Raw genomic sequence first — 20,830 nt, 5'->3', positions numbered from 1 at the left:
GTTTCAAATCAATTTTCTGATTGCCAGCCCCACAAGGGGCCGTATTCAGCATAAATTTCAGGGGGGATACGGCGGTTAAACCGGTGCTTTGGGTCAGGCCCCAGATTTGCGGGTAAAAACACTGGGTGATCTGCGGGAATAAGCCAGTTACTGCTCATATAGTCGCCGCGAAACTTGCTTTGCCTGTCCCCCAAAAGCACACGCCAATCAGCCACATTTTTACTATCAAACACCCTTAAAGCGGGGCGCGCCGGGTGGCTTGCCGCATGGCCTTTGCCGCGCGCATCAGCCCCCAGCCGTGTATCACGGGCTTCCACCACCACATCGCGGTAATAGGCTAAATGGGCAGGCGGCGGGTTGCCGCGTGCCAGCTCGCGCGCCCGAACACGCATGACGGCAGGCACTATATCGCGCACAGCACACACACCAGCCCCGTTCCAATACCCCAAAACAGCAAGATCAAGCTTCTGTTCATCAAGCCCGGCAGCGGCGGCAATCGCCACCCTGTCATGCTGAAAGGGGATAGCATCCATCGCTTGCGGCGTGACAGGCACTGCCTGTGCGCTTACTGCTACTTTGGTTTTAGTTCTGGTTTTGGCTTTGGTTGCTTGCTGGTCGCCAGCGCATGCGCTTGCACCGTTGCATAGCGGCGGCTTACCATTTGCTAAACCTGCCGCCTTTTCTTTCAAAGGCTTAGCGGGGCTTTGCCGCGCCAGCTTTTCTGCCCGCGCCTGCCCGCCCTTTGCGCCGTTTAGCCGGTTATTTTCCACCTTGCGGGCAACGGTGCCGTAAATGTGGGTCAGCTTCTTTTGGGTCCAGAAACCATTTTCCACTTGAAAAAAATCAACCAGCACCGGCTTTAGGCGCTGCCACCGGCGCGGCGTTACCCCCACAAGGCGGCAAAGCTGGCTGTCATTGTCGCGCAGTTTGCAGCCACGGGTTCGCCACGCACACATCAGCAAAATCAGATATGCCCCGTGTTCCTCCACTGTCAGGTGGCGGGTGTCTGCAAGGTAAGCATCGGTAAACAGGGGCAGCGCAGGAAATTCAGCCAACAGAAGTCCTTTAAAGCTATAAACATAAAAAACAGCGCCAAAACAGCAAAAGGCCGCTTGACGGTGCAACATATTTCAATTATTTACGTTATTCGTAATTATATCAAGCGGAATATTTTCTTTTTACACTTGCATTTTTTACGGAAAGCGAAATACTGGTGATTATGCATTCACAAAACTGGATAAAAGACGCCCTCAAAGATGCGGGCCTGAAAATGAAGGACCTTGCGGCAGCGCTTAAAATAACGTCGCCGCGTGTGACCGACATTTTGCAGGGCAAGCGCAGCGTGCAAGCGCACGAGCTGTTGCCGCTTGCCACCTTGCTGGGCATGGGGGTTAAATCTCTGCTTGCCAGCCTTGATGCAGGCAAGCGTGTTTTGGTTGCGGGGGACGGGCCTTCCGCAACCCTGCCTATTCTTGGCCACCTTACCGGTCACGGCACTGTGGTGCCCCTTGCAGATACAGCGCCTTTAAAGGCCATTCCGCTGCCTGCGGGTGCTGAAACCGCAGACGGCCTATATTGCTATATAATGGGCGATAGCAGCATGGCAGGGGAAATAAAAGCAGGCGATATTGTTATTGCTGCTGACCCGCGCAAGCATTTTTACCCTATGGTACCGGGTGCTATTTTTCTGGTATCAGGCCCTGATGGCAGCCTTGCCCCCCGGCAATTTATGAAAGCCGATAGCGGCGAAAGCTGGCTTGTTGCCCTGCCCGAGCACCCAGACCCGTCCCTTGCATCATGGCGATTTGACATGCTGCCCGAAAGCCTGACGGCAGAGCGCAGCGCAGAGACCGGCGCAAAAACTGGCCGCACTGTATATACTGCTGATATTTTTGCCGCCGTTCTGTGGGTGCACCGTTCTTATATAGCTGCCACGACGGCCTAAGCAGTCGTTTCACACTTCCCGACAATAGCCACAAGTCGCCTTTTACTATGCAGGTGTATTGCTGCGGCGTACTGGCCTTTTTGCGTGGTTAATCCTGCCTTCAAACAAGGCAGCATATAGAGCCGCATATAGGGTGCTATATAGGGTGGCCAGAATTATTTTACGAAATTCATAAAATAGTTCTGGACATATTTTTACGTTATTCGTAATATTACTTCACCAACACCGGCACGCCGGCTGTACCGGGCAAATGCCCTAAACCCCCCTCGCACAAGAGGCGGTTATCTGCACCAAAAGGCACCTGTTGCCGCAGATAGATACAGTTTCTTGCTTGCACGGCAGTTGCCCTGAACCGCGCGCTATAGCCGGAGCAGGTTTTGGCGAAAAGCCACATAAAGAAGGAGAGCTTTTCCTAAAGCCGAAACACCGCTGATACTAGCCTGCTGCCCCTGTTCCCCCTAACAGGCGCGGCCCTGCCCAGGTCCCCCTCCCCCCCTCACAGGGTCGGCCCGCAGCGCAGCAAGGCACCTCCGCCTTTCGTAAGGAATGGCGGTAAAAGCGGCAGTGACGGAAACGGAAAAGCTCTCCCCACCTACGGCGGAAAGAGCTTTCCATAAACACTATAAAGCTAAGCCTGCTAGCGGCCTATCAGTTTGCTACCTTAGTGAACTCAAGGTCGTGGAAATCAAAGCTGAAATCCGTAAGCGGTGATACCGCCTGCATGGTAATGCCCTGCGGTACACCCTGATAGTCGCGTGTGAACCTCACATAGGCATCTGCCTCAAGGTCGCGCTCGTCCCAGCGTACAATAAACAGGTCGTGCTTATAGGGCACCATAACACCTTTCAGGCGCGCTGATTTTGCAGAAACAAAGGTCAGGCCGTCCTTGGTGTTTGCAATTGTGATAGTACCGAACCACGGATCCTTAAACGTGCCGGTATAATCATCAAGCGAGCCCTCAACCGTGTAGCCCGTATCATCAAGCACGGGTTCAACCTTGGCTGCTGCCGCAACCTGTTCCGCCCGTTTGCCCTCAAAATAGCTAACCCAGTCTGTTTTCTTCTCAGACGTGTACGCCTCAAGGATACCATAAGCGATCGCGCTCATGCTGCCGCCAGATTGCTGGTTGGTTAAAATAACAACACCCAGATCAAGCTCTGGCACCGTGTAAACATACGACACCATACCCAGAAGGCCGCCAGTATGTGTAACCCACTTGTAGCCGTTTACATCCTGCACGCCGAGACCAAGGGCATAAGCCTTGAAATTAGTATTCAGCATTTTTTTAGTTTCTGCTGAAACACCCAAAAGTGTGCGCGGTGTAACAAGGGCATTTTGCTGTTCAGGGCTAATAAGAGCCGTCCCATTTGGCAGCGCGCCTTTATCAAGCCGCATTTGCAGCCATTTCAGCATGCTTTTGCTACTGCACAGAAAACCACCAGCCGCCGCAGAAACCACGGTTTCATGCACGGCTTCTATCCGGCCTACTTTTTTCAGTTCGCCGTCCAGCACCATGTGCGGTTCTGCAACATTTTTATAGCCCTTAAGGCGCGCGCGCTCAGCCGCGCAGTATGTCATGCCAAGGGGCTTCATAATGCGGTTTTCAATGAAGGTCTCATACTCCATGCCAGACGCTGCCTTGATCACTTCGCCCGCCACAATATACAGCAGGTTGTCATACGCGAACTCAGACCGGAAGCTGCTAACCGGCTTCAGGTAACGCAGACCGTGGATAATTTCATCGCGCGTAAAACCCGGTGAAGGCCAGAACATCAGGTCGCCCGCACCAAGCCCAAGGCCGCTGTTATGTACCAACAGATCAAGCACCGTAAATTCGCGGGTGACCCATGGGTCCATGAGCTGAAAACCGGGAATATAGTCTATCACCTTATCAGACCATTTAACCTTGCCTTCATCAACCAGCATGGCAAGTGCTGCTGCGGTAAAGGCCTTGCTATTTGAGGCAATGGCAAACAGGGTTTCATCGTCGACCTTGTCTTTTTTGCCAACGTCGCGAATGCCGTATCCCTTCGAAACAATAACCTTGCCGTCTTTGATAATACCAACAGAGATACCCGGCACCTGAAACCGCTCCATCGCGCTTTCAACAAGCGTATCCACCTCAGACGGTGTCATGCCGCTTGGGGCTGCAACGGTAGGCAGCGTTACTGCCAGTGCAGCACAGGCCAAAAGCCCTGCTTTTATACTTTTTACTGAAAAAATAGACATCGTTCCCTCTCCCTTTGCCCGCCTTATGGTGCGAGCCATATCGTTAGTGATACACCAATGAAGTTTGCGACTGCATAACCAAAGACACCCAGCAACACCGCAGGGGCTACAAGGTCTGGCCTGCTTTTGCCCGCCGCCAACGCCGCCGCGCTCGCAGGGCCAGAGGCACAGGCGTTTGATGCAATCACAACATCCAGTAGCTGTAATTTAAAAAAGCGGCTGCCGATAAAAATAAACAGCGCATGGCAAACAATGATCAACACCGCATACAGAACAACCGCAAAAGCCTTGTCCAGCATTGCTGCAACATCGGCGCTAATACCAATGGCCGCAAAAAAGATATACATAAACAACAGGCCGATTTCATAGTCACCCTGCAGGGCTTTAAGCTGTTTTGGAAACAGGTTCGCGATCAGCACCGTAAGCGCGGTTATAAACATAATGCTAAAGCCGCCAACACCGAGCAAGTTCGCTATCGTTGTGCCCGCCGCGCATATAACAAAAGACAGGCCAAGGGCAAAGGCTATATGTGTCAGGTTAATAGCCGATGCCCCCGGGCTGTCACTGCTGTTTCCAGCACTTTCGCCGGTCGGCATTTCAGCAGGCAGGGATAGCCGAAACATCTTCCGGAAAAACAGTAAAGACGGCACAATTGCAAGAAACGACAGATAAAGCACGCCCACCACATTATCGGCTGCGACACTGGCCGCCGCAAGCGCGGGCGATAGATCAACTGACTGCGTAACCGCAGCCATGTTCATGGAACCCCCAATATAGGTGGCGCTAAACACCCCGGCGAGCTTGTGGCCCTCTGGCCCAAGCGGCAGAATAAAATAGCCAATAATAGCGCCCACGCTGGTGCCAATAACGCCGAAAAAGAACGCAAGCAACATGCCCTTTGTTTCAGATACCACGCGGCGCAGATCCGCTTTTAACAGCAACAACGGAATAGCAAGCGGCACCAGATACACCCACACCACACCGTATACATCTGCCGACTTTGGCAGTACCCCAAAGTTTGACAGCAACATGCCACCCGCCAGGATCCCCGCCGCACCAGATACATTGCGGCCAATTTTGGTGGTATCAAGCCAGAACCCAAAAGCCGCCAGCAGGCACAGCACCCCAAGCAAAAGCAACGTGGAATCCGCTGAGATAAGGGGGAATTGAAGCATGGCAAGTTCTTTCAGTTAAAACAGTAAACAGGGCACCACGGGCACGGGGCCAGCGCCGCAGCACTGACCCCGTATCATATTTATGAATAATACTGGAAGCCAATAAGGTTCCAGTAATAATAGAACCATGTCATGAGCACAGCCGCCAGCGTTACAAGGCTAAAGCGCACCCGCGCCCAAACACTGCCATAAAGGCCAGCGCGCCACACCTGCACCGCCTGATACAGATGATAAAGACCCGCAAGCGCCGCAAGGCTTGAAAACACAAGCGCGAATTTAACAAGGCCCGGCAATTCATACATGATTGCAGGCATGCCAGCACTTAGACCAAGGCCCACGAACACCACAAACAGAATGTTCAGGCTCGCAACCAGAATTGATGCCTGAAACGCCCGCTTTTCAGCTTTCGGTAGGCTTTTGTAGCTAGACCATTGGTACCCAAGGCGGATAAACACGCCCACAAACACAAGAAACGCAAAAACGAACTGCAAGCTTATAAAACCAGCAGTCTCATAAAATGGCGCTTTATAATAATAAGCAAAACCTTCACGCGACATGGTTTTTATGGCACCGTTTTCGTCTTCCTGAAACGCAACACGGCCCTGACCACCCACTTCGCGGAACAGGTTTTTGTCTATTTCCACATAGCGGGTTTCACCGATCAACAGTGTGTTATCTGGCATTGGCGTAACGGTTGTACCGCCAAAACCACGCAGGATTGCTTCAATACCGCTAAAATTACTGCGGTACCCGTTATAGGTACCTGCATATTTACCAGCCCGCGATGCAAAATCTGCGGGCGGCGTAACTTGCTCTAATTCATACGGGAAAAACTCATTATAAAAACCGGTTTCAAGAGCGCCGTATATTTCACCGTTGCTAATTTCGCTAAAGGAAAAGAACAAAGCTAAATCTTCAGTTTTGGAAAGCCCAAAGAATGACAGGAACTTGGTTGTGCCACCATTATGGCCAAAAACCTCAAGTTTATCTGGCCCAACTGGCATCTTGAAAAAACCAAGGCCGGTGTTTTTAACCCTTGGGTCCAGTACAAAACTATCAGTCAGCATTTGCTGTAATGTTTCTGGCTGCAAAATGCGCTTGCCGTTATAGGAACCATCTGCAAGCAGGGCACGCGCAAACAAAAGCATGTCAGGCGCGGTTACAGCAGACGCCCCAGCAGGGCCAAAGTTTGAAATAATCTCGTAGTTTGTTTCACTATATTTGCCAGCTTCATATTTGTAAGCCTTTGCCATATTTTTATCCAGCTCAGGCGGCAAGGGCTCTACAAAGGTGGAACGGGTCATGCCCAGCACATCAAAGATATTTTCTTGCACATACTGGTTAAATTCCACGCCAGACACATTCGCCACAATCAGCCCCGCAAGCGCTGTTGCATAATTTGAATAAGACCGGTATTTGCCCGGCGGGTTCACCCGCGCTGCCTGATGTGTTCTAAGCGACTGTGCCAGCGGCACGATACGGTCTGGATCATCAATGATCAAATAGCCCATAAAGCCATCTTCAAAACCCGCTGTGTGGGTCATGATATGCCTGAGTGTCACCGGCTGGCCGGGGTATGTATCATCGATTTGAAAGGTTTTCAGATACTGGTTTACGTCTGTATCAAGGTCGAGCTTGCCTTTTTCCACCTGCTGCATAACCGAAACCCAGGTAAACAGCTTGGAAATGGAACCCGGCCTGAACATGCTGGTGTCAGGGTCAACCGGGATCTGTTTTTCAACATCAATATAACCATAACCCTTTTTGAAGATAACCTCGCCGTCTTTCATGAGCGCAACAACACCAGACGGGCTGTGATAGGCTTTCATATTCGGTATAACAACACCGTCAACAAAGGCTTCAACCACCTCTGGATCGGTTACATCAAGTGGCTCGCGGGCGTGGCTTGCAGCCCCGCCGAGCATCATGGTGGCGGCAAGTAACGCTGCCTGCCAGCCAGATGATTTTAAAATTCCTGTAAACATATTGGATATCCTCACTGCTATTCCCCTATATCCTGAACAATGCCGCGCAGCTCTCTCTGGAACTTTCTTTACGCCACATAGGATGGGCCAGCGCGCAGCACTGGCCCTATAATATTTATGAAAAATACTGAAAGCCGATCAGGTTCCAGTAATAGTAGAACCACGCCATCGATACCGCCGCCAGCGTTACAAGGCTAAAGCGAACCCGCGCCCAAACGCTGCCATAAAGGCCAGCACGCCACACCTGCACCGCCTGATACAGGTGATAAAGACCCGCAAGCGCCGCAAGGCTTGAGAACACAAGCGAGAATTTGATGATAAACGGCAGTTCATACATAAGCGCCGGGAAGCCTGCGCTTACCCCGATACCCGCCAGCACCATAAACAGAATGTTCAGGCTTGCCACAAGTACAGACGCCTGAAACGCCTGCTTTTCAGCTTTTGGCAAGGCCCGGTAGGTAGACCACTGGTAGCCAAGGCGCACAAAAACACTTACAAACATAAGAACCGCAAAACCAACCAGAATACTAATGAAACTGGTTGTCTGGTAAAACGGTGCTTTGTAAAGCTGCATAACGCCCATACCGTCGATAACAAAGCCGGTTATAGCGCCGTTTTCATCTTCCTGAAATGCAACACGGCCATAATCGTTTACTTCACGGAACAGGTTTTTTTCAACCTCAACATAACGTGTTTCACCGATCAACAGTGTGTTATCTGGCATTGGCACAACCTTCATGCCACCAAGGCCACGCGCCAATGCTTCAATCTGCGTAAAGTTACCGCGGTAGCTGTTATAGGTGCCAGCATACTTGGCAGCACGGTCTGCAAAATCGGCAGGCGGTGTTATCACCGGTATATCCTGCGGGAAGAACTCGTCATAAAAGCCCTTCACAAATGCCTGATGCACAGGCCCGTTACCGGGGCCATTGAAAGACGAGAACACCACAAGATCGTATTTTTTAGACATACCAAAGTGTGACAGGAACTTGGTGGTGCCGCCGTCATGGCCAAAGTTATCGAGGCCGTCAGGGCCAAAACGTCGCTTGATAAAACCAAGGCCCATACCGCGCACACGCGGATCATGGGCAAAGCCTTCATCAATCATTTGCTGAAGCGTTTCTGCTTTTAAAATACGCTTGCCGTTATATTCGCCGCCGTTAAGAATAGCGCGCGCAAACAGCAGCATGTCAGTCGCGGTTACAGCCGCCGCACCAGCCGGGCCAAAGTTTGAAACAATCTCATAGTTTGTTTCAATATATTTACCAGCTTCGTATTTATAAACCTTCGCCATGTTTTTATCCAGCTCAGGCGGCAAGGGTTCTACAAAGCTGGAGCGGGTCATGCCCAGCACATCAAAGATATTTTCTTGCACATACTGGTTAAATTCCACGCCAGACACATTCGCCACAATCAGCCCTGCAAGCGCTGTACCCCAGTTAGAATAAGCCGTGTGTGTGCCCGGCGGGTTCACCCGTGCTGGCTGGTGGGTTTTAAGCGATTCTGCAAGCGGTATAATGCGGTCTGGGTCATCAATGATAAGGTAGCCGATGCCACCGTCTTCAAAGCCTGCTGTGTGGGTCATAATATCCCGCAGCGTTACCGGCTGGCCGGGGTATGTGTCTGCCACCTGAAAGGTTTTTAGATACTGGTTTACATCTGTATCAAGGTCCAGCTTGCCTTTTTCCACCTGCTGCATAACCGAAAACCAGGTAAACAGCTTGGAAATGGAACCCGGCCTGAACATGCTGGTGTCAGGGTCAACCGGAATATGTTTTTCAACATCAATATAGCCGTAACCCTTTTTGAAGATAACCTCGCCGCCTTTCATAACAGCAACAACCCCAGACGGGCTGTGATAGGCTTTCATGTTGGGTACAACAACACCGTCAACAAAGGCTTCAACAACCTCTGGGTCGGTTACATCAAGTGCTTCCTGAGCGTGGCTTGCAGCCCCGCCGAACATCATGGTGGCGGCAAACAGCGCTGCCTGCCAACCAGATGGCCTTTTAAAAAATCTGTTTAACATGCTTATAATCTCCCTATTATTATCCTCGCACTAGCCCTGTATTTATTTGTCTGCGCTCCCATCACGCATAACAAACGCCACCACATTGAGGTGGCTATCCCTGCCCCCATCAAGCAAAGGTTCCTTCATCCCGCGCAGATACTTGTTAAAGAACGCGAGGGTATAATCGTTCATAATATCGTTCATAGTGTTGATATCAATCGGCCCAAGAAGCCCAGTCCATGCACCAACTTTTGACGTATAGCCAACATCAGTGAAATTACCGTGGGTCGCCCCGCCAACAGACATGCTGTATGCAATGCTTTTGGATTGACGGTACACAAAATCGTTCATTTCAAAGCTAAGCGGCTTAGACCAGTCCAGTTCCGGACCAAGAGTTTTTTCAAAATCAATCCGGCGGTCGCCGTTCATGATCATGAACGGTTTTTCAAGCACAATATCAAAGCTGTTTAGGCCAAACTGGAAACCATCCATATTAAGGCCTGCGGTGCAGCGGTCATCCCGGGCGCAGAACATGCCAGCGGTTGCCCCGCCGTACGACATGCCAAAGATACCAACCGTGTCCATATCAAGCCTGCCAGCAAACTGGTCTATGCCCGCGTTTTTACCGCTTCCTGCAAGCGCCAGTTCATCCAGCATAAAAGCGGTGTCATCAACCCAGACATCAAGGCCTTTATTAAGGGTCACTTGCGGCTCGGCAAAGGCTTTTGCGTCTTTTAGGTAAACTTCATAGTCATCAGAATACAGGCCGCGGCCAAGCTGCAGGAAACGTTTGTTATCTGCTTCTTGTGCCTCTTTACTTACAGGCCCCATCCAGTCTTTTTTGTAGGTGGCCACCCGGCCGTCAGGAAACTGTACCCACGACGCATTATAGCTGTGTTCAATACTGAAAACCACATAGCCATGGCTTGCCAGATTTTCGAGCACGAGTGAATTCAAAGTGCCATAAACGGTCATACCGTGGTTAAACACCAGAACCGGAAATTTGTTATCACCCGTTAAAAGAGGGGTATCAGCATAGCTATGACCCGGTATCTGTTGCAGATGGTCAAAGATAAAATCCGGTGCCGGCATTACACTTGAGAAGATGCCAAGCAGTGGCTCTTTCATATAAAGAAACGGCAGCGGTTTTTTGCCCTCCGGCACATCTGATGGGTACCAAACCCGCACCATAAGCTCGCGTTTGTCGTTCGGGTCCTCTGTGTATATTTCAGGGCGGCTTTCGTCCTTCATATAAAGACTGGTGAAGCCTACTTTATAACTTCCCGTAGGGACAGGCGCATCAAACATGGGGAACATCTTTGGCAGCACGCAGGCCGCGCCCAACCACAGCACAGCCACTACAATATAGCCACCAAACAGAAGTTTGCGGCCGGTTGTACGAACAGGCGCATGTTTTGCCCGGTAGTATGTAACACCCGCCAGAACAAGCGCCAGCGCAGCCGCTGGTGTCATTTGCCAGCGGCCATGGCCCATAAGCTGATCAAGAACAACAACCAGAATAGCCGCCGCCGCAACCCGGAAAGCCCACATACCAAAACGCTTGCTGGGTAAAAAGCTCAGCACCGCTGCACCCACCAGCAAAAGAAGCACTAAAGTTTCCATAACCACCAACATTAGTGTGCCTCTTCTGCACTTACGCTGCGGCCATCGCGGCTTATGAAGGAGCTGACATTAGGATAGGCGCTTGTATCCCCCTCTAGAAGCGGCGAATTTATCCCGCGCAGGTGTTTGTCAAAGAAAGCCAAGGTATAATCGTTCATAATATCGTTCATGGCATAAATATCGATCGGGCCAAGCGCACCCATCCACTCGCCAATCTTTGACGTAAAGCCCATGTCCGTATAGCTCATGTGGGTGGCACCGCTCACCACCATGCTGTAAGCAATGTTTTTTGACTGGTAATAGAAAAAGTCATTCATGTGGAAATGCAGGGGCTTGTCCCAGTCATAGTCAGCATTAAGATACTGCTTAAAGCCAAGCCTGCTCTCGCTGTTCATAATCATGAACGGTTTTTCCAACGCCACATCAAAGCTGTTTTCGCCGAACTGGAAGCCGTCCATATTAAGGCCTGCGGTGCAGCGGTCATCGTGCGCACAAAACATGCCAGCGGTTGCCCCGCCGTACGACATGCCAAAAATACCAACCTTGTCCATATCAAGCCTACCGGCAAACTGGTCTATGCCCGGGTTATCACTGCTGCCTGCAAGCGCCAGTTCATCCAGCACAAAAGCCGTGTCATCAACCCATAGGGTCACGCCTTCATTACTGGCTGTCTGCGGCTGGGCAAAAGCTTTTGCCGCCGCCAGATAGGTGTTGTAATCATCTTCATAAAGCCCTGTCGCAAGCTTTGTGTAAAGCCGCATGGCCTCGGCCATTTCCTCTTCACCCTCTGGGCTTACGCCGCCTCCGTCAAACGTGGCAACATGGCCATCAGGGAACTTCACCCACGCTGCATTATAGGGGTGCTCAATACTGAACACCACATAGCCGTGGCTTGCCAGGTTCTCAAGCGCCAGCGCATTACCCTGCGCAAACACGCCGAACCCATGGCTAAACACCAGCACGGGGAACTTATTTTCACCTGCTAGAAGCGGTGTACCCGCATAACTGTGCCCCGGCATCTGTTTCACATGGTCAAAGAGAAAGTCGGGAACTGGCCCTAAAGTGGCAAGCAGTGGTTCCGTTTCTGTTAAAAACGGCAGCGGCTTTGTGCCCGCTGGTACATCAGAAGGGTACCAAACCCGCACCATAAGCTCGCGCTTGTCGTCTGGGTCGTCCGTATATGTTTCAGGACGATTTTCATCCTTCATGTAAATGCTGGAAAAACCAACTTTATAGGTGCCCGTGGGTGCAGGCACCTCATACATGGGAAACGCATATGGCAGCACCGCCGCCACGCACAGCAGCACAGTGCCCACAACCACATAGCCACCAAAAGCAATCTTGCGGCCAAGGCTTTTTTTAGCATCTTGTTTTGTGCGGGAATAGATAATAGCAAAAAGTACAAGAGATAGAGCATAGGCGGGCACCATTTGCCAGCGCCCATGCCCCATAATAAGATCAAGAACAGCGATACAGATCGCGCCTATTGCAACCTTAAGTGCCAGGCTGCCAAACTTTTCTTTTGGCAGAAAGCTTAAAACCGCCGTGGCGATTAAAAGCAAAAGCAACAGGCTTTGCAGTATAATTAGCATCGCGTTCCCCCCTTTAAAAACGTATTAGGCTGTCCAGATATCGCCCAAAACGCGCTTAAAGTTTTGGCCCAGTACCAGCCGGATATCGCTGTCAGAATAGCCGCGTTTAATAAGGCCTTCTGTCAGGTCGAACATGCGTGTTGGATGGTCAAAACCTTCCGCATCAATTTTATCACGGAAAGCATACGTAGATTTATAACCCGCTTTCAAGGCGCTATATGCTGGCTCTGGGATATCGTCGTAACCGTCAAGGTCCATGTCAGACCCTATACCCACATGCTCAATACCAACAAGTTTGGCAACATAATCAACATGATCAAGCACGTTTTCGATTGTCGTTGGATCAGTTGGGCTTAGGAAGTTACGAACACCGGTAATGCCCATTACGCTGCCTGCTTTACCCATTGCTTTAATGGCTTCGTCTGGCTTACAGCGCACATGGCCTGCGGCCAGTGTCCGTACATTGGAATGTGTAATCAGAACTGGTTTTTTAGAAATTTCAAAAGCGTCAAGCGTGGTTCTGTCACCGCAGTGTGACACATCAACAGCCATACCCAGCTCGTTCATGCGCTCAACAACCGCAACACCAAAATCGCTCAGGCCGCCGTCGCTGCGGTCCGTTGAACCAGTGCCGATAAGGTTACGGCTATTGTAGGTAAGCTGGCTTACGCGCTGGCCCATGTAATAATACTGGTTTACATCGTCCACTTCACGGAAATGGTCGGAATTCTGGATACCAATAATATAGCCAATACGCTTGCCCTTTTTAAGGGTATCAAAATCAGCTACAGAATCGATACGCTGGAAATACTCAGGATACTGTGCGGCATAAGCATTCATGCGACCAACAAAACCGGCAGCCTCGTCAGCGCCGAGCCCAACCGCCGGGTGAAACACATCAATGCCTGATGCCAAAAGGCGCTGTACCTGCTCTTCAGTAACCTCAAGCGAATCTGACTGCTTTGGCTTCTCGCTGAAGGCAGAAAGCATCATGGGGCCAAAAGGCGCCATAATCGACAGCATATCCACCACCTGTGTGGTGTTAACAATATCTACCGCTTTAGAACTGTATTTTTTTTCGCTTGATGCAAAAGCCTTGTAAGCGCCCATATTAATCATCGGGAAAGCGATTGCCGCTGCGCCCGTTGTACGCAAAAATGAACGACGGTTTACTTTTTTACTCAGTGTCATGATCTCATCCTTTTTTTTGTGTTTTTTTGCGCCTTTGAAAACAGACGTTTTCTGTGGTCCCCCCACGCTGCGCAGTGATGCTCTAGTTATAGAGGTGCTCCCGGCGCCCAAATGGGTACAAAGAGCACTTTATTTTAATCAACAGGCTATTCCCGCGCCTGCAAAACCACAGCAGGCACGGCAACAGAGCCTATTGGTACTGCCAACCGATCATGTTCCAGTAGTAGTAGAAAATGACCATGAAAACGGCAGCCAGTGTAACAAGTGTGTAGTGAATTTGACGCCCACGACGCCAAAATCCCTCACGCCATGCTTTTACCGCAAAATACACCATGCCAAGTGTTGTAAGAACAATCAGGATTGGCAGGATCAGGGCTACTTTCAGAATGGTCGGGATACTTTCGTATATTTCCATCTGGTAGGTCGCCATAATGCCAACAAGCATGAAGATAAACCCAAAATTAAGAACGCTTGTTGCCATAGATAGCTTAATGGCTGTGCGCGCTGGTGCTTGCATGGCTTTATAGTCCTTACGGCGATAAAACCAGCCTGTCCACACTGTTAGGAACAGCAGCAATGACACAATCGGCAGCAGCATTTTATAGAGCGACGATTCAAAAGCTGGTGCCCGGCTTAGCCCCATAAAGGGCAGACCGTCGATATACAGATCCTGAATATTGCCGTTTGCATCTTCACCAAAAGCAATAAGAAGCTTGCCGTCTACCTGACGGAACAGGTTTTCATCCACTTCAACAAACTGTTTTGGCTCTTCAAAACCACTAACGATCAAAGTGTTTTTGCCAGATGGTGCTACTGAAAAACCACCACTTGCAAGAGCCATAGCTTTTTCAATTGTACTAAAGTTATGACGCCAGAACTGATACGTGCCAGCATATTTGCCAGCGCGCTCGTTAAAGTCAGCAGGCGGAGTAACCTTTTCCAGTGGCTGCGGGTAATAATGGTCGTAGAAAGCCGGGATAAATTCGTTCCGGCCTTTAGAGCCTGTAATGGTCTGGTACGAAACAAAAATGCCCAGATCTTCATCTTGGTCGATCAGCAGGTTTGTATGGAACTGGAATGTATCGCCGCCGTGGCCAATAAGGCGGTGGCCGTTGATATATTCTTCATAAAAACCATGCGCCATACCGCCAAGGCGTTTGTCAGGCTGGAACAGAACAGAATGCATGAGCTTAGTGGTTTCCGGCTGTAGAATGCGGTTGCCATTAAGCGCGCCGCCGTTCAGGTGTGCCATCATGAACTGCGCCATATCAGTAGCGCTGGATGCCATAGAACCGGCTGGACCAAAACCGCCTAAAACCTCATAAGGACGTGGGTCCTGCACACCAGCTTCACGCTTATAGCCGATAGTCATATCACCGAGCAGGTCACCCGGTAGTGGCTCGCGGAATGAAGAATGATCCATGCCAAGAGGCTCGTAGATATTCTTTTCCACATATTCGTTGAACGGTACACCAGACACATTCTGTACAATCAGGCCCGCAAGCGCGGTTGCATAGTTAGAATAGGACCCATAAGCGCCCGGTTTGTTCACGCGAGCAGGAATATGCTTTGCCATGGCTTCAGCCAGTGTAGAAGCCTTTGCAGGGTCATAACCAATAAGATAGCCCATGCCGCCATCTTCAAAGCCCGCTGTGTGTGTCATAACGTGCTTCAGGGTAATCGGCTCATCAAATGTCGCCGGGATCTGGAACGTTTTCAGATATTTGTTAACGTCTGTATTAAGGTCCAGGTTGCCGCGCTCTACCTGTTGCATCACCGCTGTCCATGTGAACAGCTTAGATGTCGAGCCAATACGGAACATGGATTTATCAGCACTTACCGGAATATCTTTTTCCCGGTCCTGCATGCCGTAACCTTTAGCAAAAATAACCTTGCCGTCTTTAACAATGGAAACTGTCATCGCTGAAATATCAAGCAGCTTAAACTGGGCTTCCATCGTGCCGTCAACAAAAGCTTCCAAGCCCGGATAAGGCTCAGCCACTGGTGCTACGGCCTCTTGCACTACTTCAGGCGTTACCACCTCATCCTGTGCTATCGCCGTCAGGGTGAACGACATTGCAAGTGCTGCTGTCGTACACAGTTGTTTCATCATCTGTTTCATCTCACTGTCACTTCCTTAAAGTTAAAAGTTCCCAACCATTTATTGGTTTTGTTTACGTGTTTACTCGCTGTCGCCGTCGGGTTGGGTATTGACCATGACGTTCCCTATAGGCGATACCGCACGCAGTACGTGCGGCTTAGGTTGACGGTTTATACTATCCCCACAAAGCAGGTGTCGGGATAGTGACGATACCGCCGTCGCCGTAAGTAAGATTGTTTTCAATGTCCTGCGCCAAAAACAGCGGGCCATCAATGTCAACAAACTGACAGTACTGACCAATGACATAAGCTGGGGCCATAGAAAGCGATGACCCGGTCATGTTACCGATCATCAGGCCTTTGCCATCGCGCTGTGCAAGCTGTACAATCTCAAGGCCCTCTGTTAGGCCGCCGCATTTATCAAGCTTGATATTGACCACATCATAGCGTTTTGCCGCCACTTCATATTCTGCAACATTCAGGCAGGATTCGTCTGCACCCAGCGGTACTGCAGATTTAAAGCCTTCCAGTTCAGCATCACCGCCGCGTTTCAGGGGCTGCTCGATCATGGCAATACCCAGCTTTTGAGCCGCTGGCGTATATTCTTTCAGTTCGTCAAAGGTCCAGCCTTGGTTCACATCCACAATAAGGGCTGCGTCAGGGCGGGCGGCACGAATAGCCTCAAGCTTGGTGATTGGGTCATCGCCACTTAGCTTGATTTTAAGGTTCGGATACTGCGCATATTTCTGGGCAGCTGCCGCCATTTTGGCCGGTGTATCAATCCCCAGTGTTGCAACTGATATCAGCTTCTTTGGGGTAACTTTCAGCAGTTCCCAAATGGTTTTGCCAGCGCGCTTTGCCTCCAGGTCCCACAGGGCGCTGTCAAGTGCATTACGTGCGCCGCCCGTTGGCAGCAAGGCTTTTACGTCGGCACGGGTAAGGCCAGATTTAACCTCGCCTGCAATTTCCGCAAGCTGCGCTGCCATTGTATCGCCGCTTTCACCGCAGTAATAAACACCAGCACCTTCACCGCGCCCTGTGTAACCATCTTCTTCAAGGGTTACATGCACCGTGTCAGACGCTGTGAAAGTATAGCCTGTGATCGCAAAAGGCTGCGACAGCGGGAAGGCTTTTTTCTCTATTTTAATCTTCATAACACATTACTCTTTTCAGAATCTAAATCACCGACACACGTTACGCTGGAAACTCTGCCTTCAGGCGTTCAATAATCCGCTGCGTGCCGCCCTTTAGAGGGTCAACCGTTGGCAAGCCAACACGCTTTTCAATCTCTTCAAGGTAGGCTTTGCGCTCTGCCTCGGGTATATTGGCTGTGTTCACACTGATACCAACGCAGCGAATAGCCGGGTTTGTAAGCGAGCCAATGGCAATCGTACGATCAATCACATCTTCAATGGATGGCAGCTCGTAATCATCTTCCCAGCCCGCAACATGCGTGCGGCCTGCCTCAAGACAAACAACAAAGGCATCAGGCTGTGAACCAACCAGCAGACCAAATGTTACAGCACCAAAACCGGGGTGGAAAATACCGCCCTGACCTTCGATCACGTCCCAGTGGTCAGGTGTATTATCAGGCGACAACAGCTCAGCCGCGCCGGACACAAAGTCAGAAACTACAGAATCAATCGGGATACCTTCACCCGCAATCATAATACCGGTTTGGCCACTTGCGCGGAAGTCGGCATTCATGCCCATGGCTTTCATGTCGCGTTCCATGGCAAGGGCGCTGTATTTCTTGCCAACAGCACAGTCTGTACCCACCATAAGCACACGTTTGCCGGTGCGTTTTTTACCATTGCCAACAGGGATCTTGGCCGGCGGTACCCGCACATCAATAAGCTTGGAACCAGACTTTTCAGCAGCGGCTTTCAGTCGTGGAATATCCCCAAGCTTGGTGTGAACACCCGCAACAATATCAAGGCCCAGCAAAGCTGCTTCTTCAAGCGCATCTAGCCAACTGTCCGGGATGCTGCCGCCCACGGTCGCTGTACCAATCAGCACAGTCTTGATGCCAGCGTCTACGGCCTGCTGCAAGGTCATGTCCGGCAAGCCAAGGCTAACGCCGTTATCAATAAGACTAAGCTGGCCTTTGCAAAGCTCTGGCCGCCATTCTACCAAACCAGCGCCTGTTTTTGCCAGATGCTTTTTAGTCTCTGTACCCAAAAATATCAGGTAAGGGGGCGTTATTTCGATCGTTTTCATAGACGTTTACCTACTAAATTACTATTGTTTAAACCCTTTACCGCGCAGGACTTTACCCGGCGCAGCGCCCGTGTGATGGCCGCCGTCAAGCACAAGCTCACCGTTCACAAGGACATATTCTATGCCTTCTGGCGTTGCTGTGGGGTCTGCCCACGATGCATTCGCCTTCATTGTATCAAGATCAAAAACCACAACGTCTGCTGCCAATCCTTCCCGCAGAACACCGCGGTCAGAAAGGCCCATACGCTCTGCTGGCCATGATGTGATCTTCCTGATCGCATCTGGCAGCGTTATCACTTTTCTGTCGCGTACATATTCCGCAATCACTTTTGGAAATGTGCCGTAACTGCGTGGGTGCGGCAGACCAAGTGCATCAAGTTCGCCGAGCGCTGTAGAAGATGCGGCATCCGTACCAATGCTGGTCCACGGTGCCTTCATTGCTGTCTCCACATCTTCTTCGCTCATCATGAAGTAAAGGCCCATGGCACGCTCAGGATAGGCTTTCACAACAATATCCCACGCAATGTCTGCCGGGTCTTTGCCAAGCGCTTTGGAAATTTCTTCAAAGTTTTGGCCGTGGAACTGGCGGTATTCATCAAGGTATGAATTTGCGAGTACCACATGGCCCCAACCGCCAGAAACATAAATCATATTGGTCCAGCCAGGCTGGGGGCCAGCGGCCAGTTCTTTTTTCATCTGTTCGCGTACTTTTGGGTCTTGCAGGCGTTCAAGTGCTTTTTCTTCGCCGTCAGCAAAAACCCAGCTTGGCGCAGATACTTCAAGGCCGGTACCGCCCGCCACATATGGGTATAGGTCAGCTGCCACATTCACGCCGCGCGCACGCGCTGCATCAATCAAGGCAACTGCTGCTTTCATATCTTTACCCCAGTTAGGGTAGTATGCGGCTTTCATATGGAAAATTTCTACGCCAGAACCGCTTTCCTCGCCGATGCGAATGGCTTCCTTAACCGCGTCCAGAAACTTTGAGCTTTCATCGCGGATATGGCTTGCATACATGCCGTCATATTTTGCCACAACTTTTGCAAGCTCGACCAAATTTTCGGTTTTATGAAAGGACGAAGGCGGGTAAATAAGCGCCGTTGTAATGCCCATGGCACCCGCTTCCATGGCGGTTGCAACAAGGCCTTTCATTTCTTCTAACTGGGCTGGTGTTGGGTCAACCGCGCTATCGCCGATCACCGCCACACGTGCCTGTGTGGCGCTGTAATAGGTGCCAAAATTAACCGAAATACCATTTGCCTGCATCGCCGTGAAATAAGCGTCGATGTCTGCTGCATCAACTGGCGTACCACCTTCACCGGCAATTACCGTTGTAACACCCATAGCAATTTTATTGGGCGCAAGACCAACGGTCTGGAATATGCCGCCAGACTGGTCCATCATGTCGATCCAGCCGGGGGAAACATATTTGCCGTGAGCATCAATTTCGCGGGTGCCTGTGCCTGTTACCCGACCAATTTTTGCAAGCTTGCCGTCCTTGATAGCGATATCCGCAGGAACCCAAGGGTTGCCGGCGCCGTCAAGCACATGGCCGCCCCGAATAACCACATCGTACGCTGCATCTTCTGCTTGAACGGCAGCAGACGGTAACCAGATAGCTAAAAGTGAAACGGCAAGTGTGCGAACTGTTCCTTTAATCATTACACTGCCCCTTTTTTAACAGATTTATAAACACCGATAGTGAGTATTGGCACCACAAGGATAGCAATGAACACAAGGGTTAAGAGGCCGTATCCTTGGGCTATCAGGTTCACAATGCCAAAGGTTTCTGCCGCAAATATCGCAATCGCCAAAAAGCCAATAGCCACAAGCGGGCGCGCCATGCGCGGCAGGGTTTTACCCTTGTCTTCAAAGCTGCCTTCAAGGCGTTCATTAACCGAGTGCAAAAGTGCGGTACCGGTTTCAACAAAGGTACCAAAAATCACAACCTGAAACACCACAGCAAGCCAGCCAGAATGGATTTGCGCCATCAGGTAGGTGCTGGGCACTGGCTCTGACCCAATCTCAGGGAAACGGCCCATCATGGCTGTGAAAAACAAAATAGCAGGGACAACAGCAATGGCACCGGCAATAAGCCCCGCACCCACTGTTTCACGGCGGGTATTAAGCGCCTTAATAGCAAACAGAACCGCAGGCAGTGTCGCAAGGTTATAGCCTGCATAGAGCACACCGCCGCTTATCCAGCCATTAGTGTTGGGGGCTGTTTCAAACGTATGGGCAATATCAGCACCAAAGTTTTTATAAGCGAGCACAAACATGGTAATATAAACCGCATAGAGCAGCACCGACCACCACGACAAAACCTGTGCAATGATAGATGAGCCGGTAAAGGTTAGTACCCCGATAAAGCCCATCAGGAACAGGGTGCCAACAAGTGGTGTTACCCCGAACATATCGCTTAGAAGCGCCCCTGCCGCCGACCCGATCACCGACAGGATAAGCAGCATCAGGATAAAGTAAGCAACTTCGAACAGTACCCAGCCACGGCCCAAAAGCTCGCGGCAAAAGTGCCGGTAATCATAAGCACCGGTCACCCGGGCAAACTCAAACCCCGCCGCCAGAACAACGCCGAACACAAGGCCCGCCATAAGAAGACCAAGAACACCGCCCACCGGCCCAGCCGAAAAGAAAAACTCGACCAGCTCCCGGCCCGTTGCATAGCCACCGCCAATAACAACTGACTGAAAGATAAAGCCGGGCAGTATATATTTACTAAAAAAACTCATCGTATATATCCA

At 50.7% G+C, this 20,830-nt stretch carries 14 protein-coding genes; 1 reads left to right on the top strand and 13 read right to left on the bottom strand.

The annotated features are described in order from the left end of the window. Positions 1-8 precede the first annotated feature (8 nt). Positions 9-1,055 (bottom strand): YdaU family protein, encoded by a 1,047-nt coding sequence (locus ICL80_RS05555; protein ID WP_194215104.1) that lies wholly within the window; start codon positions 1,053-1,055, stop codon positions 9-11. Positions 1,056-1,219: 164 nt separating this feature from the next. Between ICL80_RS05555 and ICL80_RS05550 the strand changes: the two genes are divergently transcribed. After that, on the top strand, positions 1,220-1,945 hold the full coding sequence (locus ICL80_RS05550; RefSeq protein ID WP_380082664.1) for a helix-turn-helix domain-containing protein: 726 nt from the start codon (positions 1,220-1,222) through the stop codon (positions 1,943-1,945). Between the two features lie 648 nt (positions 1,946-2,593). Here ICL80_RS05550 and ICL80_RS05545 read toward each other — a convergent pair. The 12 genes from ICL80_RS05545 to ICL80_RS05490 form a co-directional block, all read right to left on the bottom strand. Next, positions 2,594-4,174 (bottom strand): serine hydrolase, encoded by a 1,581-nt coding sequence (locus ICL80_RS05545; protein ID WP_194215102.1) that lies wholly within the window; start codon positions 4,172-4,174, stop codon positions 2,594-2,596. Positions 4,175-4,197: 23 nt separating this feature from the next. Continuing rightward, entirely contained in the window at positions 4,198-5,349 is a 1,152-nt protein-coding gene (locus tag ICL80_RS05540; RefSeq protein WP_194215101.1) for a DUF819 family protein, read from the bottom strand. 80 nt (positions 5,350-5,429) lie between these two features. Then, the gene (locus tag ICL80_RS05535; protein ID WP_194215100.1) at positions 5,430-7,334 is read right to left on the bottom strand and encodes a serine hydrolase domain-containing protein; all 1,905 of its coding nucleotides are present in this window, start codon (positions 7,332-7,334) and stop codon (positions 5,430-5,432) included. A 115-nt stretch (positions 7,335-7,449) separates the two neighbouring features. Continuing rightward, a complete protein-coding gene (locus tag ICL80_RS05530) occupies positions 7,450-9,363 on the bottom strand; it encodes a serine hydrolase domain-containing protein (protein ID WP_228073827.1) in 1,914 nt (637 codons plus the stop codon). 42 nt (positions 9,364-9,405) lie between these two features. Then, positions 9,406-10,980, bottom strand: coding sequence for an alpha/beta hydrolase family protein (locus tag ICL80_RS05525; protein ID WP_194215099.1), 1,575 nt, complete (start codon positions 10,978-10,980; stop codon positions 9,406-9,408). After that, the gene (locus tag ICL80_RS05520) at positions 10,980-12,560 is read right to left on the bottom strand and encodes an alpha/beta hydrolase family protein (RefSeq protein WP_194215098.1); all 1,581 of its coding nucleotides are present in this window, start codon (positions 12,558-12,560) and stop codon (positions 10,980-10,982) included. Before ICL80_RS05520 ends, ICL80_RS05525 begins: the two co-directional genes overlap by 1 nt. A 24-nt stretch (positions 12,561-12,584) precedes the next feature. Further along, complete coding sequence (locus ICL80_RS05515; protein WP_194215097.1) at positions 12,585-13,751, bottom strand: dipeptidase; 1,167 nt, start codon at positions 13,749-13,751, stop codon at positions 12,585-12,587. A gap of 190 nt (positions 13,752-13,941) precedes the next feature. Beyond that, complete coding sequence (locus ICL80_RS05510) at positions 13,942-15,864, bottom strand: serine hydrolase domain-containing protein (RefSeq protein WP_194215096.1); 1,923 nt, start codon at positions 15,862-15,864, stop codon at positions 13,942-13,944. A 163-nt stretch (positions 15,865-16,027) separates the two neighbouring features. Further along, the gene (locus ICL80_RS05505; protein WP_194215095.1) at positions 16,028-17,005 is read right to left on the bottom strand and encodes a dipeptide epimerase; all 978 of its coding nucleotides are present in this window, start codon (positions 17,003-17,005) and stop codon (positions 16,028-16,030) included. Positions 17,006-17,045: 40 nt separating this feature from the next. Continuing rightward, on the bottom strand, positions 17,046-18,071 hold the full coding sequence (locus ICL80_RS05500; RefSeq protein ID WP_194215094.1) for a DUF1611 domain-containing protein: 1,026 nt from the start codon (positions 18,069-18,071) through the stop codon (positions 17,046-17,048). A 21-nt stretch (positions 18,072-18,092) separates the two neighbouring features. Next, complete coding sequence (locus tag ICL80_RS05495; protein WP_194215093.1) at positions 18,093-19,733, bottom strand: N-acyl-D-amino-acid deacylase family protein; 1,641 nt, start codon at positions 19,731-19,733, stop codon at positions 18,093-18,095. Next, a complete protein-coding gene (locus ICL80_RS05490) occupies positions 19,733-20,818 on the bottom strand; it encodes a YkvI family membrane protein (RefSeq protein ID WP_194215092.1) in 1,086 nt (361 codons plus the stop codon). The genes ICL80_RS05495 and ICL80_RS05490 overlap by 1 nt, the downstream gene beginning before the upstream one ends. Positions 20,819-20,830: the final 12 nt, after the last annotated feature.

The organism is Kordiimonas pumila, assembly GCF_015240255.1.
Taxonomy (GTDB): Bacteria; Pseudomonadota; Alphaproteobacteria; order Sphingomonadales; family Kordiimonadaceae; genus Kordiimonas; species Kordiimonas pumila.
Note: the sequence above shows the minus strand (reverse complement) of the source record. Positions and strands in the feature narration are given on the sequence as shown.